The sequence below is a fragment of the Pseudonocardia wallangbongensis genome, from assembly GCF_054486945.1.
The window spans coordinates 20,834-40,442 of the sequence record NZ_JBRERS010000012.1 but is presented as its reverse complement, the minus strand read 5'-3'; the positions used below and the strand labels follow the sequence as shown (position 1 = coordinate 40,442).

The following is a 19,609-nucleotide window of genomic DNA, read 5'->3' as shown; positions in this document are numbered from 1 at the left end:
GACCGTCACGCTACCCCCGCCGCCGGGAGGGTCGATGCGCCGAACCAGAGGTCCAGGGCCTGCCGCAGTCCCGCGGCGTCGTGCTCGCCCGCCCACGCGACGTACCCGTCGGGACGCACCAGCAGGGCGTCGGCGGGCGCCTCGGGGGTCGTGGCGGTCACGATGTCGACGCGGTCGGCCCACGGGCTCGCCGCGGCCGTGAGATCCGCCCGGCCGGCCAGGTCGAGCAGGACCGGACGGGCGGACCTGAGCAGCTCGGCCACCCGCGTCTCCCGGCCCTCGACGCGCACCGGGAGATCCGGCGCCCACCGTCCGGTGAGCGGGTGGGCCGGCCCGTCGAACCGTGCCGGGTAGTGCAGGTCCGCCCCCGCCATGAGGTCCGCGATCCGGCGCACCGCCGCGGTGTCGCCCAGCAGCTCGGTGACGAGCGACCGCAGGGCGGTGATGTTCGCGCCGGGGGACAGCAGCGCGCTCTGGGCCCGGCTGTGCATGATCACGCGCTCCCCGGCGGGGCGGCGCTCGCTCTCGTAGGTGTCGAGCAGGCCGGCGGGTGCGGTGCCGTGCACCGCGGCGGCGAGCTTCCAGCCGAGGTTCAGCACGTCCTGCATGCCCAGGTTGAGCCCCGGGCCGCCGACGGCGCTGTGCACGTGGGCCGCGTCGCCGACGAGGAACACCCGCCCGTCCCGGTAGCGGTCGGCCTGCCGGGAGTTGACGCCCACCCGGCGCCGCAGCTCGTACGGTCCGTCCGGCGGTGCGGTCAGCGGGAGCTCCGTGCCGAGCACCCGGTGCACGGCGGCGGTCAGCTCCTCGAGCGGCATCTCGTCGGCGTCCTCCCCGCCGTTCTCGTCCCCGCCGTTCTCGTCCCACTCGAACGCGCTCATGCGGTAGCAGCCCGGTTCGACCATCGCGTAGGCGAAGACCCCCGTCTCGGTCCGCAGGAACATCGCGGGGGCGAGCCGGCCGTGGCCGGGGACGTCCAGCTCCCCGGTGTCCAGCGCGGCGGTGCCGGTGAGCCCGACCCGGCCCGACCTGGACACGAACCCGGTGTCGGTGATCCCGGGGAACCCGATGCCGAGCTGCTTGCGGATCGCGCTGGTGCCGCCGTCCGCGGCGACGACGTAGCGCGCGTCGAGGCGGTAGCGCCCGGACGGACCGAGCACGTCGACCGTGACGGAGTCCGGCGTCTGGTGGACCGCCGTCACCCCGTGCCCGCGCCGGACGGCGACGCCGAGCTCGCCCACCCGCTTCGCGAGCAGCTCCTCCATGCGCCGCTGCGGGATCCCGAGTGCGTGGAGCGCGTGGTCGGGGAGCGCGGAGAGCTCCAGCGGGATCGCCCCGAAGATGAACCGGGGCACCGGGCGCGGCGGGCCCTCGTGACCGCTGAAGAGCTCGTAGATCCCGCGCCGGTCGAGCGCCTCCACCACCCGGCCGACCAGGCCGTTGGCCCTGGGCCTCGTGGACGGCTCGGGCAGGCGTTCCAGCACCACCGCGTCCACTCCGGCGAGCGCGAGCTCACCGGCCATCAGCAGGCCGTTCGGGCCGGCACCGACGATCACGACATCAGGGGACACGGGTCCTCCAGGGCAGGACGGGACGGCGCCCCGGCGGGGCGCGCTTCGGATGTGGCTCTATGCGGGACGTGGTGCCGGAAGGCCGGCGGCGAACTGGTCCAGTGCCTCGGCGAGCAGGACGCCGAGCGCGACCGGCGGGTCGGTGCGCAGCCACTGCTGGCTGGCGACCTGGACGGCCGACCCGACCGCCGCGGCGACCAACCGCGGGTACATGTCCCGCTCGGGGTCGGTGCCGGTGCGTTCCGCCACGGCCGCCGCGAGCTCGCGTTCGGCCGTGGCGGACGCCGTCACGAACACGCCGCGCAGCTCGGGCTGCGCCAGGAGCAGCCGCACGCCGGCCGTCCACTCCGCCGAGGGTCCGGGGTCGGTGCGGTCGGAGGTGCCGAACACCGCGCCCGTGGCACCCTCGAGCGCCGTCCAGAGCGGTGCGGTGGCCGGCTGGTGGCGGAGCTGGTCGGCGATGCGCGCGAAGCGGTCGAGGTGCCGCCACACGATGGCCTCGTACTTGCTCGTGAAGTAGTTGTTGAACGTGCGGGGGGAGACGCCTGCCTCCGCGGCGATCTCGTCGACGGTGACGTCGGCGAGGCCGCGTTCGACGGCCAGGCGCAGCGCCGCCCAGCTGAGTGCTGCGCGGGTCTGCTGCTTCTTGCGTTCGCGCAACCCCATGGGACCGAGGCTAGCGCAAACTTGCGGGCTCGGCAATTTTGCCGATCGCGCATGTTCTAGGGTTGCTCGACCGCGGCCTGCAGCGCGTCGCGGATCGCGAGGTGGCGGAAGGGGTAGCCGTGCTTCTGCAGCACGGCCGGAACCACGAACGGGCCGGTGAGGACGAGCTCCTCGGCGAGCTGCCCGAGCACGGTGCGCAGCACCGCCTCCGGCACGACGAACGGCGCCGGGCGGTTCAGCACCTCGGCGAGTGCCGCGGTGAACTGGGCGTTCGACGCGGGTTCCGGGCCCGCGAGGTTCACCGGGCCGACCACCTCGTCGTGCTCCAGCAGGAACCGGATCGCCCCGACCTCGTCGTCGAGGGAGATCCAGGGAAACGCCTGGCGGCCCGTGCCGATCCGGCCGCCGAGCATCAGTGAGAACAGCGGCCGCAGTCGCCCGAGCAGCCCACCGTGCGGGGCCAGCACGCCCCCCGAGCGCATCAGCACCACCCGCGCACCGCCCTCGGTGGCGGGGCCGGTGGCGGCCTCCCAGTCCCGGCACACCTCCGACAGGAAACTCGTCCCCGACGGCGCCGTCTCGTCCACGACACGGGTGCCCGTGTCGCCGTAGAAGTGCACGCCCGACGCGCTGAGCAGCGTCGGGACCCGGTGCCGCGCAACCGCGGCCGCGAGCACCTCGGTGGGGACGTTGCGGCTGTCGCGCAGCAGCTGCTTGCGCGCCCCGCTCCACGGCCGGTCGCCGATGCCGGCGCCACCCAGGTTCACCACGGCGTCGACGCCGTCCAACGTCCCGTCGTCGATCCGGCCCGCGGGAGGGTCCCAGCCACGCTCGTCCGGGGCCGCGGGGGCCCGCCGGACGAGCCGCAGGACCTCGTGGCCCGCGTGCCGGAGGTCGGCGACGAGAGCGGTACCGATGAGACCGGACGAACCGGCGACCACGACACGCACGCCCGAGATCTTCGCGGAAGCCGCCCCGCCCCGCGACCGGGGACCGGTCACGGGACGAGAACGACCGGTCCTAGAGGCCCAGGTCGGCCTCGAAGGCGCCTTCCTCCAGGCGGGCCTTGATCGCGCTCACGAACCGGCCGGCGTCGGCGCCGTCCACGATCCGGTGGTCGTAGGTGAGCGGCAGGTAGCAGATCGAGCGGATGGCGATGACGTCGTCACCCTCGGGGCCGGTGACGACCGTGGGCTGCTTGGTGATCTTGCCCGTGCCGAGGATGGCGACCTGCGGCTGGTTGATGATCGGTGTGTCGAAGAGCGCGCCCGCACTGCCGATGTTCGTGATCGTGAACGTGCCGCCGGACAGCTCGTCGGGGCCGATCTTGTTGTCGCGCGTGCGCTGCGCGACGTCGGCGATCCGGCGGGCCAGCCCGGCGATGTTGAGGTCCTCGGCGTTCTTGATCACCGGCACGAGCAGGCCGCGCGGGGTGTCCACCGCGATCGCGAGGTGCACGCCCCCGTGGTAGATGACCTCCTTGGTCTCCTCGTTGATCGACGAGTTGACCTGCGGGTACGCCTTCAACGCCTCGACCGTGGCCTTCGCGAAGAACGGCAGGTACGTCAGCTTGACGCCCTCGCGGCGCTCGAACTCGCCCTTGGCGCGGGCCCGCAGCGCGGCGATGCGCGTGACGTCGACCTCCTGCACCGTGGTGAGCTGGGCCGAGATCCGCAGCGAATCGGTCATCCGCTGGGCGATGAGCTGCCGCAGCCGCGGCATCTTCACCGTGGTGCCCGGCTCCGGCGCGCCGGCCGCAGGCTTCGGGACCTGGCGCGCGGGCCCGGCCGACGGGGCCGCCGCCGGCGCGGACGGGGCCGCGGGCTCCGGGGTGGGCTCCGGGGCCGGCTTCCTCGCCTCGGCCGCCGCCAGCACGTCCTGCTTGCGGATGCGGCCGCCGACGCCGGAACCGCTGATCGCGGACAGGTCCACCTCGTGCTCGGCGGCCAGCTTGCGCACCAGCGGGGTGACGTACGGGGCGCCGCCGCGGGCGCCGTCGTCCTCCGCCACGGGCTCCTCGGCCGGCTCCTGCGCCTGCGCGGGCGCTGCGGGCGCGGGGGCCGCGGCACCGTCGCCGGCCGGCCGCGGAGCGGGCCGCGGGCGGGTGGGCTCAGCCTGCGGGGCCGGTGCCGGGGTCTCCGCCCGGGGCTCCGGCTGGGTCGGTGCCGGGGCGGCCCGCCCGCCGCCCGCCGCCGCTTCGCCGATGACGGCGAGCTGCGCGCCGACGTCGATCGTCTCGTCCTCGGCCGCCGTGACCTCCAGCAACGTGCCGGCCACGGGGGAGGGGATCTCGGTGTCGACCTTGTCGGTGGACACCTCGAGCAGCGGCTCGTCGACCTCGACGCGGTCGCCGACCTGCTTGAGCCACCGGGTGACGGTGCCCTCGGTGACGCTCTCGCCGAGCTCCGGCATGCGGACGGCGGTGCCCTCGCCCGCGGGCGCCGTGGCGGCCTGCGGGGCCTCGGCCGGCTGCTCCTGCTGGGATGGGGCCGGAGCGGGAGCCGGCTCCTCCTCGGCCTCGGCCACCTCTTCGGCGGGTTCGTCGGCGGCGGGCTGCGACGTCTCGCCGGCGCCGCCGGAGTCGGCGGGCGCCTCGTCGGCGCCGCCGATCACGGCGAGCTCGCCGCCGACCTCGACGGTCTCGTCCTCGCCCGCGACGATGCGCTGCAGGACGCCGGCGGCGGGCGAGGGGATCTCGGTGTCGACCTTGTCGGTGGACACCTCGAGCAGCGGCTCGTCGACTTCGACCCGGTCGCCCTCCTGCTTGAGCCACCGGGTGACGGTGCCCTCGGTGACACTCTCACCGAGGGCGGGCATCTGGACGGAGAAGGCCATTTCGGGTCGGAGCTCCTCTTCCTGCGGTTCGGGGTTCGGGGGCGTCAGCTGTGGCTGTGCAGGGGCTTGCCGGCGAGCGCGAGGTGCGCTTCCCCGAACGCCTCGTTCTGGGTGGGGTGGGCGTGCACGAGCGCCGCGACGTCCTCGGCCTGGGCGTCCCAGTTGTAGACGAGCTGGGCCTCACCGATGAGCTCGCCGACGCGAGCGCCGATCATGTGGATCCCGACCACCGGACCCGGCGTGCCCTCGCCGCCCGCCTTGATGAGCTTGATCGCGCCCTGGGTCTGCAGGATCTGGCTCTTCCCGTTGCCGGCGAGGTCGTAGACGAGCGTCTGGACGTCGCCGTGCTTCTCGCGGGCCTGCGCCTCGGTCAGCCCGACGGACGCGACCTCCGGCTCGCAGTAGGTGACGCGCGGGATCCCGGCCTCGTCGATCGGCGCGGGCGCGAGCCCGGCGATCTCCTCGGCCACGAAGATGCCCTGCTGGAAGCCGCGGTGGGCGAGCTGCAGACCGGGGACGATGTCGCCGAGGGCGTACACGTTCGGGAGGTTGGTGCGCAGTCGCTCGTCGGCGAGCACGAACCCGCGCTCCATCGCGATGCCGGCCTCCTCGTAGCCGTGGCCCGCGGTGTTGGGGCCCCGTCCGACGGCGACGAGCAGCAGGTCGGCCTCGATCTCCTCGCCGGACTCCAGCGACATGGTGACCGACTGCTCGGTCTGCGTGGCGCCGGTGAACTTCACGCCGGTCTTGAACGCGATCTTGCGGCGGCGGAACGCGCGCTCGAGCTGCTTGGAGGAGAACTCGTCCTCGCTGGGGAGGAGGCGGGGCAGGGCCTCGACGAGTGTGACCTCGGCGCCGAAGCTGCGGAACACCGAGGCGAACTCGACCCCGATCACGCCGCAGCCCAGCACCGCCACCCGGTTGGGCACGGAGTCGAGGTGGATGGCCTCGTTGCTGGTGATGATGCGGCCGCCGATGTCGAGGCCGGGGAGCGACCGGGCGTAGCTGCCGGTGGCCAGCACCACGTTCCGGCCGACGTAACGATCATCACCGACGACCACCGTGTTCGGGCCCTCGAACCGTCCGGTGCCCTCCACGAGGTCGATCTTGCGGGACTTCACGAGCCCCTGCAGTCCCTTGTAGAGCTTCGCGACGACGCCGTCCTTGTAGCCGTTGACGCCGGCCATGTCGATGCCGGCCAGCGAGCTCTTGACGCCGATCTTGTCGCCCTCGCGGGCGGCGTCGGCCACCTCGGCGGCGTGCAGCAGCGCCTTGGTGGGGATGCAGCCGTAGTGCAGGCACGTGCCGCCCAGCTTGTCCCGCTCCACCAGAACCACGGACATGCCCAGCTCGGCGGCCCGCAGCGCGGCGGCGTAGCCGCCCGAACCTCCCCCGAGAACGACCAGGTCCGCGTTGTGCTCGGGCACGTGTGCACTCCCTATCGATCGGCTGCCACGGATGTGGATGCGGCATGTCACGCCGCCGAAGCCATCTTGTCATCACCGGGTGCCGGACGTGGCGCCTGGTCGGCCGGGAGCGAAACGCGGGGTTCGTGCGTTGAGCCGTGCGGGAGGTGGGGCGGATGGGCCTGCTGGCAAGGCTGACGAAGGGCCGGATCGGCGCGCGCGGATCCTCCGTGGACGACGCGCTGGCACACCTGCGCGCGTGGTCCGCCGCGCACGAAGGTGTGGAGGGTTTCGTCGAGCCGCGCACCACGGTCACCGAGACCACGCTGTTGCTGGTCGACAAGGACGGCGCGTGGACGCGCCGGCGCGTCCACGACCCGGCCGCGGCCCGGAAGTTCGCGCGGTCGCTCGCGATGCCGATCTACGACGTGCAGCTGGTCGGCTACCCGCAGCGGATGCGCGACCACGATGCCCGGGAACGCATCCTCCGCAAGCGGGCCGAAGGCCGGTAGCCCCTTCCGTCAGCCGTTCGTGGCGATGTCCGTCAGGAGGGCGTGGAGGGTGCGGACGGGCACGCCGGTGCCGCCCTTCGTGACGTAGCCGTAGGGGCCCCCGCTGTGGAAGCTCGGGCCGGCGATGTCGATGTGGGCCCACGCCAGGCCGTCCGGCACGAACTCGCGGAGGAAGGTCCCGGCGACGAGCATGCCGCCCCAGCGGCTGCCGGTGACGTTCGCGATGTCGGCGATGCGGGAGTCCAGCTCGCCGCGCATGTGCTCGGGCAGCGGCATGGCCCAGCCGTCCTCGCCGGTGGCGCGGGCGTGGGCGGCCACCCGGTCGCGGAAGTCGTCGCTGCCCATCACGCCCGCCGTGCGCATCCCGAGCGCCACCTGCTGGGCGCCGGTGAGCGTCGAGGTCTCCACCAGGTAGTCGGGGTCGTCCTCGGACGCGCGGACGATGGCGTCGGCGAGGACGAGCCGGCCCTCGGCGTCGGTGTTGAGCACCTCGACGGTCTTCCCGCCGTACATCCGCAGCACGTCACCGGGCCGGTAGGCGGTGGCGCTCGGCATGTTCTCGGCCATCGGCACGGTGGCGGTGACGGCCACGGGCAGCTGCAGCCGCGCGGCGAGCACCGTGGTGGCGATCACCGCGGCGGCACCGCTCATGTCCGAGGTCATGTGGTCCATGTTCGCGGCGGGCTTGATCGAGATGCCGCCCGTGTCGAACGTGATGCCCTTGCCGACCAGCGCGACCGTCGCGCGCGGCTCGGACCCGCCCGCGTACCGCAGCCGCACCAGGCGCGGCTTGCGCGACGAGCCGCCGCCGACGCCCAGGACGCCGCCGAAGCCGCCGGCGGTGAGGGCCTCGTCGTCGAGCACCTCGACCTCGACGCCCGCGGCCTCGGCGAGCTCGCGCGCCCGGCCGGCGAACGTCTCGGGGTAGAGGTCGTTGGGCGGCGTGTTGATCAGATCCCGGGCGGTGCGGACGGCGCCGGCCACCGCCGTGGCGGTGCGCAGCACGTCCTCCTGTCCGTCCTCCGCGAGGAGCCCGACGGTGCCGACGGGGGCCCGGTTGCCGCCGTTCGAGCGGTACTCGGTGAACGTGTAGGCGCCCAGCAGCGTGCCCTCGGCGGCCGCGCCGAGGTCGAGCCGCCCGAGCGTGCTCACGACGCGCTCGCTGCCGGCCAGCGCCCGGGCCGCGGAGCCGGAGGCGCGCCGCACCTGGTCGGCGTGCGGTTCCCCGCCCTCGTCCGGCGCGCCGAGCCCGACGCCGACGAGCAGCGGCGCCGTGATCGCCCCGCGCGTGGGCAGCTTCACGACCTCGTCGGCCTTGCCGGTGGCGCCGACCACCGCGAGCAGGTCGGCGAGCGCGGCCTCCCCGCCGAACGCCTCGGTGATCTCCGTCGCGCCCGTGGCGAGGCGTGGGCGATCCTCGCCGTCGGTGGCCGGGAGCAGGCCGACGACGACGGCGTCGACGTCGGCGGTGACGGGCGAGCCGTTCGCGATGTGCAGGTCGGTGGACACGCGGTGGGGTCCTCTCGGGAGAAGGAGTGGCGAGACCGGTTCGAGATGCTAATGACACCGGCGTGCCGTCGGACCGGGCAGGCCCGGGTGCAAGGGTGGACGCCGTGTCCTCGAGCGTGCAGCGCCGACTGGGTACGGCCGACGCCACGGTGCTCGGGCTGGCCGCCATGCTCGGCACGGGTGTGTTCGCGGTCTGGGCGCCTGCCGCGGCCGCCGCGGGCCCGTTCCTCCTGTTCGCCGTCCTGCTGGCGGGGGTCGTCGCGGCCTGCAACGCCGCGTCGACCGCCGACCTCGCCGTCGCCCACCCGGAGAGCGGGGGCGGGTACGTCTACGGCCGGGAGCGGCTCGCCCCGGCCGCGGGCCGGCTCGCCGGCGTGGCGTTCCTGGTCGGGAAGACCTCCTCGGCGGCCGCGGCGGCCGGGATCTTCGGCGCCTACGTGCTGCCGTCGAGCCCGTTGCCGGCCGCCGTGCTGGTGATCGTGGCCGCCACCGTGCTGAACGTCGCCGGGGTGCGCTGGACGACGCGCGGGGCGTACGCGCTGGTCGGGGGCACGCTCGCGGTGCTCCTGGTGGTGGTGGTGATCGGGCTGGTCGGGCCGGGCCCCACCGACGCCGCCACCCTGGCCACCCCGGACGCCGAACCCGTGCCCGCTCCCGGCGGCGGGCTCGGCGTGCTCACCGCCGCCGCGCTCGTGTTCTTCGCGTTCGCCGGGTACGCCCGGGTCGCGACGCTCGGCGAGGAGGTGCGCGACCCCCGCCGGACGATCCGGCGGGCCGTCGGGCTGGCGCTGGGGATCACGCTGCTGACCTACCTGCTCGTGGCCGCGGCCCTCATGGTCGGGGTCGGCACGGACCGGCTCGCCACCGAGGCCACCCCGCTCGTCACCGTGGTCGACGCGGGGGAGACGAGCGCGCTCGGCGTGCTCGTCCGCGCCGGCGCGGCCGTGGCGGCCGGCTCGGCGCTGCTGTCGGTGCTGGTCGGCGTGAGCCGCACCGCGCTGGCCATGGCCCGGCGCCGGGAGCTGCCGGGCGGCCTGGCCACGATCTCCGCCCGCGGCACGCCACAACGCGCCGACGTGGCCGGTGGCCTCGTCACGATCGGCATCGCGGCGCTGGCCGGACCGATCGCGGCGATCGCGCTCTCGGCCTGCTCCGTGCTGGTCTACTACGCCGTGATCAACCTGGCCGCGCTGCGGCTGTCGCGGGCGGAGCGCAGCTGGCCGCACGTCACGTCGGTGCTCGGCCTGCTGATGTGCCTCGGGCTCGCCGCGCTGCTGCCGACCCGCCAGGTGCTGATCACGGTCGTCGTGCTCGCCGTCGGGTGGACGCTCTGCACGCTGCTCGGTCGCGGCCGGCCACCGGCGTCCGGCAGCGATCCGGACCGGGGGTCCGGTGCATAAATCGGCGGATCCAGGTTTCCGCTGGGTGTGCCGACGAAGCGGCCTCGTACCGGGCGTACTCGGCCGGTTCGTCGGTGCGGCCAGCGGGGAGCTGGGCCGTCGAGTTGTGTGGTGGATCTCCGGTCCGGATCGCTAGGGTCGCCGCGTGGCCGACCTCCTCACCAGCCCGTTGCACGACCGGCACACCGCGCTCGGCGCCACCCTCGGCGCGTTCGGGGGCTGGTCGATGCCCCTGGCCTACCCGGCCGGCACCGTGGCCGAGCACACGGGCGTGCGCGAGGCCGTGGGGGTGTTCGACGTGAGCCACCTCGGCAAGCTCGCGATCACCGGGCCGGGCGCGGCGGAGTTCGTGAACCGCTGCCTCACCGCCGACCTGGGGAAGATCGGGCCCGGGAAGGCGCAGTACACGCTGTGCTGCACCGGGTCCGGGGGCGTGGTCGACGACATCATCGTGTACCTCGTCGGGCCGGACGAGGTGCTCGCCGTGCCCAACGCCGCCAACGCCGCCCGGGTCGCCGAGCTGCTGCGGGCGGCCGCCCCGGACGGGGTCACCATCACCGACCGGCACCGCGACGTCGCCGTGCTCGCCGTGCAGGGGCCGAAGGCCGCCGAGGCGCTCGTCGGCGTGACGCCCGGTGTCGCCGACATGGACTACATGTCCTTCGTCGATGCCGACGGCGTGCGGGTCTGCCGCACCGGCTACACCGGTGAGCGCGGCTACGAGCTCCTGGTGCCCGCCGAGGACGCCCCCCGCGTCTGGGACGCGCTCCTGGCCGCGGCCGGGCCGCTCGGCGGCGGGCCCGCGGGCCTCGGCGCCCGCGACACGCTGCGCACCGAGATGGGCTACCCGCTGCACGGGCAGGACCTCTCCGAGGACATCACCCCCGTTCAGGCCGGGAGCGGGTGGGCCGTCGGCTGGTCCAAGCCCGAGTTCTGGGGCCGGGAGGCCCTGCTCGCGGAGAAGGAGGCCGGGCCGGCGCGGCGGCTGCGCGGGCTGCGGGCCACCGGCCGCGGCGTTCCGCGGGCCGGCATGGCCGTACTGGCCGGCGGGCAGCGGGTCGGCACCACCACCTCGGGCACGTTCTCCCCGACGCTCAGGACAGGCATCGCGCTCGCCCTGATCGACACCGTCGCCGGCGTCGGACCGGGCGACCAGGTCACCGTCGACGTCCGCGGCAGGGCCCTGGACTGCGTGGTCGCGAAGCCGCCCTTCGTCCCGTCCCACGTCCGCTAGTTCGGGGCGCCAGTCCACCGATGGTCGGACGTCCGACCGTTGTGCGGCCTAGTACCTTGTCCGGTATGACCGTGGAGTTCTCCCGCACCCCTCACCCGTCCCCGGTGCCGGCGGCCCGGCGGGCGGAGATGGTGGCCGACCCCGGGTTCGGCCGGTACTTCACCGACCACATGGTCACCATCCGGTGGACGGCCGACGAGGGGTGGCACGACCCGGCCGTCGTGCCCTACGGGCCGTTCAGCCTCGACCCGGCCACGATGGTGCTGCACTACGGGCAGGAGATCTTCGAGGGGCTCAAGGCCTACCGGCAGCCCGACGGGTCGATCGCGAGCTTCCGGCCCGAGGCCAACGCGGCCCGCTTCCGGTCGTCCGCGGCGCGCATGGCGATGGCCGAGCTGCCCGACGAGCTGTTCCTCGCCTCGCTCGAGGAGCTCGTGAGCGCCGACCGCGAGTGGGTGCCGCCCGCGGGCGGCGAGGAGTCGCTGTACCTGCGCCCGTTCATGATGGCCACGGAGGTCGGGTTGGGGGTGCGCCCGGCCGCCGAGTACGTGTACGCCCTGATCGCCTCGCCCGCCGGCCCGTACTTCACGGGTGGCGTCGCGCCGGTGGACGTGTGGCTGTCCACCGACTACACGCGCGCGGCGCTCGGCGGCACGGGCACGGCCAAGACCGGCGGCAACTACGCCGCCTCGCTGCTGCCGCAGGCCCAGGGTTCCCACCACGGCTGCCCCCAGGTCGCCTACCTCGACGCCGAGGAGCGGCGCTGGGTCGACGAGATGGGCTCCAACAACCTGTTCTTCGTCTTCGGCAATACCGACTCCGGGGGCCCCGACCTCGAGGTAGTCACCCCGACGCTCACCGGCAGCATCCTCGCCGGCATCACCCGCGACTCGATGCTCGTGCTGGCCAAGGAGCTGGGCTGCCAGGTCACCGAGCGGCGCGTGTCGGGCCAGGAGTGGCTCGAGGGCGCCGTCGACGGGCGGATCAGCGAGGTCTTCGGCTGCGGCACGGCGGCGGTGATCACGCCGATCGGGCGCGTCAAGCACAACGAGGGCGAGGTCGTCATCGGCGGGGGCCGGCCCGGCCCGATCACGCTGAAGCTGCGCGCCCTGCTGACGGACATCCAGCGCGGTGCCGCCGCCGACACGCACAGCTGGATGCGCACCCTGGTCCCGGCCTGAGTCTCAGCCGACCGACAGGGCCACCAGGACCACCGTCGTCGCGAGCTCGTTCGCCGCGCCCAGGACGTCGCCGGTCATGCCGCCGAAGCGGCGGGCCGTGTGCCGGGACAGCGCCGCGACGAGCGCGGCGCCGAGCACCACACCGACCGCGGCGCGCGGGCCGAGGGCGAGCCCCGCGGCGGCCAGCGCCCCCCACCAGGCCGCGGGCGCCCACCACGGCTGCGACCCGGCCACCAGCGCGCCGAGCCCGCCGGGCCGCGCCGCGGGGACCCCCCGCCGGGCGACCCAGCCGAACCCGGCCCGACCGGCCGCCGCGGCCAGCGCGGCGGCGGCCACCGCGGACGGGCCGGTGGATGCCAGCTCGGCCAGCGCGGCGGCCTGGACACCCAGCACGACGACGAGCGTCACCACGGCGAACGCGCCCACGCCGCCCTCGCGCATCACGGCGAGCGCCCGCTCCGGCGGGCCGTAGCAGCCCAGCCCGTCCGCGGTGTCGGCGAGCCCGTCGACGTGCATGCCGCGGGTGGCGAGCGCGAGGAACCCGACGGCGAGCAGCCCCGCGCCGAGCGGAGGCACGCCGAGGGCGGCCAGGCCGAGGAGCAGCCCACCCGCCCCCGCGCCCAGCGCCGCGCCGACGACCGGCGCCCAGCGCAGCGCACCGGCACCGAGCCCGCCGGTCGGCTCGGGCGACCGCACGGGCAGCACGGTCAGCAGTCCCAGCGCGACCGCGAGCGACCTCACCCCGAACCGGCGGCCGGGCCGGCTTCTCCGAGCAGCCGCACCGCCATCTGCAGGATCGGGACGGCGGCCACCGCGCCGGTGCCGTCACCGAGCCGGACGCCGAGGTCGAGCACGGGGGAGAGCCCCAGGTGCTCCTCGACGGGGGCCATCGCCGGGTCCGGGGACCGCTGGGCGTAGAGCCACCACTCCCTGGCGCCCTCGGCCAGCTCGTCGGCCAGCAACGCGGCGGCGCCCACGACGAGCCCGTCGAGCAGCACCGGCGTGCGTCGCAGCGCGGCCTGCACGCAGAACCCGGTGAGCGCGGCGAGGTCGGCGCCACCGGCGACGCGCAGCAGGGCGAGCGGGTCGCGGACGTGCGGGCGGGCCCGGCGCAACGCGTCGCGCACGGCGGCGGCCTTGCGCATCCAGCCGGCGTCGTCGATCCCGCTGCCCCGCCCGATCACGGCCACCGGCTCCGTCTTGGTGAGCGCGGCCACCAGCGTCGCGGCCGGGGTGCTGGCCCCGACGCCGAGGGACGCGGGGATCAGCAGGTCGGCGCCGGCGTCCACCTCCTCGTCGGCCAGCGCCCGCCCGAGGGCCAGCGCGCGTTCGACCTCGTCGGCGGTGAGCGCGTCCTCCCGGTCGATCCGGCCGCTGCCGCGCCGGACCCGGCGCGGGTCCGGGTCGTCGGTGTCGAGCGCGACGTCGACGACCCGCACCGACACCCCCGCGACGGTGGCGAGCACCCCGACCGGCGCCGCGCGCTCCCCGATCTCGGCGATCTGGCGCATCGTGTCGCCCGGTGCGTGCGCGGACACCCCGGCCGCGGCGATCCCGTGGTCGCCCGCAACGACGATCACCCGCGGGCGGGCGAGCGGCCGCGGCGGGCAGGCGCCCTGCGCCGCGGCGAGCCAGACACCCAGCTCGGCGAGCCGGCCGAGCGCCCCGTCGGGCACGTCGAGCTCGGCATGGCGGGCGACGGCGGCCCGCCGGGCGTCGACGTCGGGCGCGGTGATCGCAGGAAGCTCCACGGGATGTTCCTACAGCGCGCGCCACGGCGCTCGAGGGTCGGGTGCCGCGACTGCCGGCGACAAGGTGGTCGCACACCAACTTCGGTGCCGGCACAGCAACTGCAGTTGGTGTGTGAGCGCGGATGTTGGTGTGTGACGGGCCGGGGGCTCGCCGCTCACTTCAGCTGCAGCGGGAGGCCGGCGACCAGCAGCACGACCTCGTCGCACACCGCGGCGAGGGCGGCGTTGAGCGCCCCCAGCTCGTCGCGGAAGAGGCGCCCGGCCCGGGTGGCCGGCACGACCCCGAGACCCACCTCCGCCGACACGAGCACGATCCGGCCCGGCGCCGCCGCGACCGCGGCGACCAGGCCCTCGACGGCGGTGCCGACGGCCCGGGGAACGCCGGGTGCGTCCCAGGCCCCGGCGTCGTCGAGCACCCCGGTGAGCCAGGTGGCGAGGTCGTCGACGAGGAGCGGACCGCCGCCCGCGCGCACGACCGCGGCGACGTCGGCGTCCTCGAGGGTGGTCCAGGACGGGGGGCGGCGTGCACGGTGGGCGTCGATGCGGGCCGACCACTCCGCGTCGTCGGCGCGGCGGCGGGCCGTGCCCAGGTAGCGGACGGGCGCGTCGGCGGGCAGCAGACCCTCGGCGTGCGCCGACTTGCCCGAGCGGGTGCCCCCGAGCACCAGCGTCCGGGTCGTCAGGGGTTCGCGCCCCGCTGGACCCGCGGCTTCGGGATGCGCAGCCTCCGCAGCTGGCTGGCCCGGGTGAACGCGTACCAGCCGGTGGACAGGGCGCCGATCTGCTCGTCGGGGAACCTCTCGCGCGCCTTCCGGCTGACCGAGACGCCGAGGAAGATGCCCTCGATGATCATCACCGACAGGGCGACGAGGCTGAACAGGCTCAGGTACTGCTGGGCGGCCGGCACCGGGACGAGCAGCGAGAGCACGACGATCAGCGCGAGGGGCATGAACAGGCCCATGATGTGCGGCCGCGAGTCGATCACGTCGCGGACGTAGGCCTTCACCGGCCCGCGGTCGCGCGGCATCAGGTACCGCTCGTCGCCCGCTGCCATCCGCTGCCGCCGCTCGTCCGCGAGGCGGCGGCGCTCGTCCCTGCTCGGCCGGTTCGCCTTGGCGAGCCGGGCGGCCTCGCGTTGGGTGCGCGGAGGTGGGGCGGCCGGGCCCCGCCGCTTGCCCTCGGCGTCGCGGCGCTTCGGGGTGGGCCGCCCCTTGCCGGTGGAGCGCTTCGGCGCGGACGTCTCGGAATCGGTGGGAGCCGGCGCCGCAGACTCGGACGAGTCGGCGCCGACCTTCGACGGCGTGGAACGGCGCAGGAACCTCACACACGTCACCTTACGGGCGATAGCGTCTGGCACATGCGAGTGGTCGTGGCTCCAGATTCTTTCGGCGGCACCCTGAGTGCCACGGCGGCAGCCGAGGCGATTGCGGAGGGGTGGCGCCGCACCGCCCCGGACGACGAGCTGCGGCTCCTCCCGCTCGCCGACGGCGGCACCGGGTTCGTCGAGGTGCTGCACGCCGCGCTCGGCGGCGAGTGGCACGAGCGCGAGGTCACGGGGCCGTTCGGGGACCCGGTCGCGGCGCGCTGGCTGCGGATCGGCGACACCTGCTACCTGGAGTCGGCCGCCGCGTGCGGGCTGCACCTGGTGCCGCGGGAACGCCGCGTCCCCGAGGTGGCGGTCTCGGTCACCTCGCGCGGGGTCGGCGAGATGGTGGCCGACGCCCGCGACGCCGGGGTCGCGGAGGTCGTCATCGGGCTGGGTGGCTCGGCCACCACCGACGGTGGCGCCGGGATGCTGGCGGCGCTGGGCGCCGTGCCCGTCGACTCCGACGGCGCCCCGCTGCCCGGCGGTGGCGCGGCCCTGGCCCGCTGCGCCCGGCTGGAAGGCGCCGTCGGGCTGGGGGGTGTGCGGCTCGTGGCCGCCGCGGACGTCGACAACCCGCTGCTCGGACGGCACGGGGCGGCCGCGGTGTTCGGGCCGCAGAAGGGCGCCGACGACGCCGCCGTCGCGGAGCTGGACGCCGCGCTCACGCGCTTCGCCGACGCGCTCGCGGCCGCGTTCGGCGTGGACGTGCGCGACGACCCGGGCGCGGGCGCCGCGGGCGGGCTCGGGGCCGCGCTGCTCGCGTGCGGTGCGCGCCGGGTGTCGGGGGCCGGGCTCGTGCGCGAGCTCGTCGGCCTGGACACCGAGCTCGACAAGGCCCAGCTCGCGATCACGGGCGAGGGGAGCTTCGACTGGCAGTCGCTGCGCGGGAAGCTCATCACGGCCGTGGCCCGGGGCGCCGCCGACCGCGGCCTGCCGTGCGTGGTGCTCGCCGGGCAGGTGTCGGTGGGGCGGCGGGAGGCCGCCGCGGTGGGCGTCGACTCCGCCTACGGGGTGGCCGAGCACGCCGGGAGCGTGGAGGCCTCGATGGCGGACCCGGCCGGCACCCTCTCCGCGCTCGCCGAGCACGTGGCGCGCCAGTGGAGCAAGAGCTGAGGGTGGCGCGCGTCACGGTGCCGCCGGCGCACGGGCGGGATCGGGCATCGGAGGTAGGCTGGGAACAGGAAAGCGCCGCACGCAGTTGGGGAGAGTCATGACTGTCGACAACACCACCGCCGTCGAGACCGAGACGCACGGCATCGAGCTCACGGACACCGCCGCGCTCAAGGCCAAGGCGCTGCTCGATCAGGAGGGCCGCGACGACATGCACCTGCGCATCGCCGTCCAGCCCGGTGGCTGCGCCGGCCTGCGCTACCAGCTGTTCTTCGACGACCGCGAGCTCGACGGCGACCTGTTCCGCGACTTCCAGGGGCTGAAGGTCGGCGTCGACCGGATGTCGGCCCCGTACCTGCAGGGTGCCGTCATCGACTTCGTCGACAGCATCGAGAAGCAGGGCTTCACGATCGACAACCCGAACGCGGGCGGCTCCTGCGCCTGCGGCGACTCGTTCAACTGAGCTCTGCGAGCAGACTGCGGCTTCCCTTCGGACCCCGGCCGGACCCTCGGCCGGGGTCCGACGCGTCTGTAGGGTGACTCCCCGTGCCTATCGCCGTGACCGGGTCCATCGCCACCGACCAGCTGATGCACTTCCCCGGTCGGTTCGCCGACCAGATCGTCCTCGAGCAGCTCGACCGGCTGTCACTCAGTTTCCTGGTCGACGACATGGTGATCCGGCCCGGCGGGGTGGCCGGGAACATCGCCTTCGCGCTCGGTGTACTCGGTCGTTCGCCGCTCCTGGTGGGCGCGGTCGGGGCGGACTTCGGCGACTACCGGGCCCGGTTGGAGGCCAACGGCGTCGACTGCTCCGCGGTGCTCGTCTGCGAGGACGTCAACACGGGCCGCTTCGTCTGCACCACCGACGACGACATGCGCCAGATCGCGTCGTTCTACACCGGCGCGATGGCCCGCTCGCGGGAGATCTCCCTGGCCCCGCTGCGCGACCGGATCGAGCTGGTGCTGGTGGGCGCCAACGACCCCGAGGCGATGCTGCGCCACACCGACGAGGCCCGCGAGCTGGGCATCCCGTTCGCCGCCGACCCGTCGCAGCAGCTCGCCCGCATGGAGGGGCCGGAGATCCGCCGGCTCGTGCAGGGCGCCCGCTACCTGCTCACCAACGACTACGAGTGGGAGCTCCTGCTCAAGAAGACCGGCTGGACCGAGGCGCAGGTCGCCGACGAGGTGGAGATAAGGATCACCACCCACGGCGAGAACGGCGTGGAGATCCACGGCCCGCAGACGCTGAAGGTGGGCGTGGTGCCCGAGACCGGCAAGGTCGACCCCACCGGCGTCGGCGACGCGTTCCGCGCAGGGTTCCTCGCCGCGGTGTCGGGCGGCCTGTCGCTGGAGCGCGCCGCGCAGCTGGGCTCGCTCATCGCCGTGCAGGTGCTGGAGACCGACGGCCCGCAGGAGTGGGCGTGGGACCGGGCGGCGGCCCTGACCCGCCTGGGCGACGCCTACGGCCCGGGCGCGGCGACGGAGATCGAGCCCGTGCTGCCCGCCTGACGTCGCACCGAGGCTCCACGGTGCTGTTCTCGGCCGCTCGGAACAGCAGTGTGGAGCCACAATGCTGATCCGACGGGACGGCCGACCCGCGACGGTCCGCGGCAACCTGCTCGGCTAGTCTCTACGCGTGGTCGAAGGCGGCCGGGAAGCAGCTACGGTTCAGGAGGGCGGCGTGCAGTGGGCCGAGCACAGCGCGGGGGAGACCGTCGCTCAGCGACGAGGCGGGGCCCGATGAGGCGCGTGGTCCAGCTGGCCGGGTTGGCGCTCCTGGTCATCCCGCTCACCACCGGTTGCTCGGTGGAGGAGGTCCTGCGCTTCGGGTGGCCTGCCGGCATCACCCCACAGGCCGAGGCGATGCGCCAGCTGTGGACGTGGTCGGCGATCGCGGCGCTCGTCGTCGGCGCGATCACATGGGGCGCGATGCTCTGGGCGATCGCGTTCCACCGCAAGCGCAAGGGCGACGACAGCGTGCCGCGCCAGACGCAGTACAACCTGCCGCTCGAGATCACCTTCACGGTGATCCCGACGATCATCGTGGCGGTGCTGTTCGCGTTCACCGTCAACGTGCAGAACTACGTCGACACCGACGAGCACGAGCCCGACCTGCGGGTGGACGTCACGGCGTTCCAGTGGAACTGGGAGTTCGAGTACCCGGACGCCCCGACGCCGGACGGGCGGCCGGTGAGCACGCTGGGCACGAGCGAGACCATCCCGCTGCTCGTGCTGCCCACCGAGCGGCGCATCGAGTTCTCGCAGCGGTCCAACGACGTGATCCACAGCTTCTTCGTGCCGGAGTTCCTGTTCAAGCGCGACGTCTTCCCGATGCCTGAGGTCAACGACCAGGACAACGTGTGGCAGATCGACTCGATCGACCGTGAGGGCGCGTTCGTCGGACGGTGCGCCGAGCTGTGCGGCACGTACCACTCGATGATGAACTTCGAGGTCAGGGCGATCTCGCCGGCACAGTTCGACCAGTGGCTCGGCCTGCGCCAGCAGGTCAACCCGGCCACCGGCGCCCCCTACACGGCCGGTGAGGCGCTGCAGCAGCTCGGCTGTGGGCAGCTGTGCACGCCCGAGGCCTACACGACCTACCCGTTCAACACCGAACGTACGCACCGCGCCGCGTCGCAGCCGGTCACCGCGGGGAGCTGAGGCACGACATGAAGGTCGAATCCCGCATCTTCGAGATCATCACCGCGTTCTTCTTCATCGCGGCGATCGTCTACACCGTGCTGGCCCGCGAGGCCGTCGGCGCCGCGGGGCTGTTCCTCACCGGTGGCCTCTCGCTGATCATCGGCACCTACTTCCGGTTCGTGTCGCGACGCCTCGAGGAGCGTCCCGAGGACAACCCGGAGGCCGAGGTGTCCGACGGCGCCGGGGACGTGGGCTTCTTCTCCCCGGGCAGCTACTGGCCGATCGGCGTGGCCGGGAGCGCGGCCCTCTGCGGCATCGCGCTCGCCTTCTGGCACGTGTGGCTGCTGGTGATCGGCGGCGTGCTGCTGCTGTTCGCCGTCGGCGGGCTGGTCTTCGAGTACCACATCAGGCCGGCTGACCACTAA

The 19,609-nt window shown here is 74.5% G+C and carries 19 protein-coding genes; 9 read left to right on the top strand and 10 right to left on the bottom strand.

What is annotated here, in order from left to right; genetic code table 11:
- Positions 1–5 precede the first annotated feature (5 nt).
- The 5 genes from ACU436_RS32910 to lpdA form a co-directional block, all read right to left on the bottom strand.
- On the bottom strand, positions 6–1,571 hold the full coding sequence (locus tag ACU436_RS32910) for an FAD-dependent monooxygenase (RefSeq protein WP_459030941.1): 1,566 nt from the start codon (positions 1,569–1,571) through the stop codon (positions 6–8).
- A 57-nt stretch (positions 1,572–1,628) separates the two neighbouring features.
- Positions 1,629–2,237 carry a TetR/AcrR family transcriptional regulator gene (locus tag ACU436_RS32905; protein ID WP_459030940.1) on the bottom strand — a complete coding sequence of 203 codons (609 nt, stop codon included), beginning with the start codon at positions 2,235–2,237 and terminating at the stop codon, positions 1,629–1,631.
- Positions 2,238–2,293: 56 nt separating this feature from the next.
- Positions 2,294–3,187 (bottom strand): TIGR01777 family oxidoreductase, encoded by an 894-nt coding sequence (locus tag ACU436_RS32900; RefSeq protein ID WP_459030938.1) that lies wholly within the window; start codon positions 3,185–3,187, stop codon positions 2,294–2,296.
- A 70-nt stretch (positions 3,188–3,257) separates the two neighbouring features.
- Positions 3,258–5,072, bottom strand: coding sequence for a 2-oxoglutarate dehydrogenase, E2 component, dihydrolipoamide succinyltransferase (sucB, locus tag ACU436_RS32895; protein WP_459030937.1), 1,815 nt, complete (start codon positions 5,070–5,072; stop codon positions 3,258–3,260).
- A gap of 44 nt (positions 5,073–5,116) precedes the next feature.
- Complete coding sequence (gene lpdA, locus ACU436_RS32890) at positions 5,117–6,499, bottom strand: dihydrolipoyl dehydrogenase (RefSeq protein WP_459030936.1); 1,383 nt, start codon at positions 6,497–6,499, stop codon at positions 5,117–5,119.
- Positions 6,500–6,654: 155 nt separating this feature from the next.
- Here lpdA and ACU436_RS32885 point away from each other — a divergent pair, with 155 nt between their 5' ends.
- On the top strand, positions 6,655–6,990 hold the full coding sequence (locus ACU436_RS32885; RefSeq protein ID WP_459030935.1) for an oxidoreductase: 336 nt from the start codon (positions 6,655–6,657) through the stop codon (positions 6,988–6,990).
- Positions 6,991–6,999: 9 nt separating this feature from the next.
- On the opposite strand, the gene ACU436_RS32880 is transcribed toward ACU436_RS32885, so the two are convergent.
- Positions 7,000–8,499, bottom strand: coding sequence for a leucyl aminopeptidase (locus ACU436_RS32880; protein ID WP_459030934.1), 1,500 nt, complete (start codon positions 8,497–8,499; stop codon positions 7,000–7,002).
- Positions 8,500–8,603: 104 nt separating this feature from the next.
- Between ACU436_RS32880 and ACU436_RS32875 the strand changes: the two genes are divergently transcribed.
- From ACU436_RS32875 to ACU436_RS32865, 3 genes are all read left to right on the top strand, one after another.
- Positions 8,604–9,899, top strand: a complete 1,296-nt coding sequence (locus tag ACU436_RS32875) for an APC family permease (protein ID WP_459030933.1) — start codon at positions 8,604–8,606, stop codon at positions 9,897–9,899.
- A 145-nt stretch (positions 9,900–10,044) separates the two neighbouring features.
- Positions 10,045–11,133, top strand: coding sequence for a glycine cleavage system aminomethyltransferase GcvT (gcvT, locus tag ACU436_RS32870; RefSeq protein WP_459030932.1), 1,089 nt, complete (start codon positions 10,045–10,047; stop codon positions 11,131–11,133).
- A gap of 65 nt (positions 11,134–11,198) precedes the next feature.
- Positions 11,199–12,314 (top strand): branched-chain amino acid aminotransferase, encoded by a 1,116-nt coding sequence (locus ACU436_RS32865; protein ID WP_459030931.1) that lies wholly within the window; start codon positions 11,199–11,201, stop codon positions 12,312–12,314.
- 3 nt (positions 12,315–12,317) lie between these two features.
- Here the strand turns inward: ACU436_RS32865 and ACU436_RS32860 are convergent, their stop codons facing one another.
- From ACU436_RS32860 to ACU436_RS32845, 4 genes are all read right to left on the bottom strand, one after another.
- Positions 12,318–13,055: an adenosylcobinamide-GDP ribazoletransferase gene (locus ACU436_RS32860; RefSeq protein ID WP_459030930.1), complete on the bottom strand. Its 738-nt coding sequence runs from the start codon at positions 13,053–13,055 to the stop codon at positions 12,318–12,320.
- Positions 13,052–14,065 carry a nicotinate-nucleotide--dimethylbenzimidazole phosphoribosyltransferase gene (locus ACU436_RS32855; RefSeq protein WP_459030929.1) on the bottom strand — a complete coding sequence of 338 codons (1,014 nt, stop codon included), beginning with the start codon at positions 14,063–14,065 and terminating at the stop codon, positions 13,052–13,054. The genes ACU436_RS32860 and ACU436_RS32855 overlap by 4 nt, the downstream gene beginning before the upstream one ends.
- Positions 14,066–14,220: 155 nt before the next feature.
- Positions 14,221–14,730, bottom strand: a complete 510-nt coding sequence (locus ACU436_RS32850) for a bifunctional adenosylcobinamide kinase/adenosylcobinamide-phosphate guanylyltransferase (RefSeq protein ID WP_459030928.1) — start codon at positions 14,728–14,730, stop codon at positions 14,221–14,223.
- Between the two features lie 14 nt (positions 14,731–14,744).
- Positions 14,745–15,389, bottom strand: coding sequence for a DUF3043 domain-containing protein (locus ACU436_RS32845; protein ID WP_459030927.1), 645 nt, complete (start codon positions 15,387–15,389; stop codon positions 14,745–14,747).
- Positions 15,390–15,422: 33 nt separating this feature from the next.
- On the opposite strand from ACU436_RS32845, the gene ACU436_RS32840 reads away from it, so the two are divergent.
- The 5 genes from ACU436_RS32840 to ACU436_RS32820 all read left to right on the top strand — a co-directional run bounded on the left by ACU436_RS32840 (position 15,423) and on the right by ACU436_RS32820 (position 19,609).
- On the top strand, positions 15,423–16,544 hold the full coding sequence (locus ACU436_RS32840; protein WP_459030926.1) for a glycerate kinase family protein: 1,122 nt from the start codon (positions 15,423–15,425) through the stop codon (positions 16,542–16,544).
- Positions 16,545–16,641: 97 nt separating this feature from the next.
- Entirely contained in the window at positions 16,642–17,004 is a 363-nt protein-coding gene (locus ACU436_RS32835; protein ID WP_459030925.1) for a HesB/IscA family protein, read from the top strand.
- A 125-nt stretch (positions 17,005–17,129) separates the two neighbouring features.
- Positions 17,130–18,050, top strand: coding sequence for a carbohydrate kinase family protein (locus ACU436_RS32830; RefSeq protein WP_459031133.1), 921 nt, complete (start codon positions 17,130–17,132; stop codon positions 18,048–18,050).
- Between the two features lie 231 nt (positions 18,051–18,281).
- On the top strand, positions 18,282–19,202 hold the full coding sequence (gene ctaC / locus ACU436_RS32825) for an aa3-type cytochrome oxidase subunit II (protein WP_459030923.1): 921 nt from the start codon (positions 18,282–18,284) through the stop codon (positions 19,200–19,202).
- Positions 19,203–19,210: 8 nt separating this feature from the next.
- Complete coding sequence (locus ACU436_RS32820; protein WP_459030922.1) at positions 19,211–19,609, top strand: cytochrome c oxidase subunit 4; 399 nt, start codon at positions 19,211–19,213, stop codon at positions 19,607–19,609.

Coding starts and splice junctions, on each gene's coding strand:
- ACU436_RS32830 (WP_459031133.1), top strand. CDS start 17,130: ATGCACTTCCCCGGTCGGTTCGCCGACCAGATCGTCCTCGAGCAGCTC.
- ACU436_RS32905 (WP_459030940.1), bottom strand. CDS start 2,237: ATGGGGTTGCGCGAACGCAAGAAGCAGCAGACCCGCGCAGCACTCAGC.
- ACU436_RS32820 (WP_459030922.1), top strand. CDS start 19,211: ATGAAGGTCGAATCCCGCATCTTCGAGATCATCACCGCGTTCTTCTTC.
- ACU436_RS32835 (WP_459030925.1), top strand. CDS start 16,642: ATGACTGTCGACAACACCACCGCCGTCGAGACCGAGACGCACGGCATC.
- sucB (WP_459030937.1), bottom strand. CDS start 5,072: ATGGCCTTCTCCGTCCAGATGCCCGCCCTCGGTGAGAGTGTCACCGAG.
- ctaC (WP_459030923.1), top strand. CDS start 18,282: ATGAGGCGCGTGGTCCAGCTGGCCGGGTTGGCGCTCCTGGTCATCCCG.
- ACU436_RS32865 (WP_459030931.1), top strand. CDS start 11,199: ATGACCGTGGAGTTCTCCCGCACCCCTCACCCGTCCCCGGTGCCGGCG.
- ACU436_RS32840 (WP_459030926.1), top strand. CDS start 15,423: ATGCGAGTGGTCGTGGCTCCAGATTCTTTCGGCGGCACCCTGAGTGCC.
- ACU436_RS32885 (WP_459030935.1), top strand. CDS start 6,655: ATGGGCCTGCTGGCAAGGCTGACGAAGGGCCGGATCGGCGCGCGCGGA.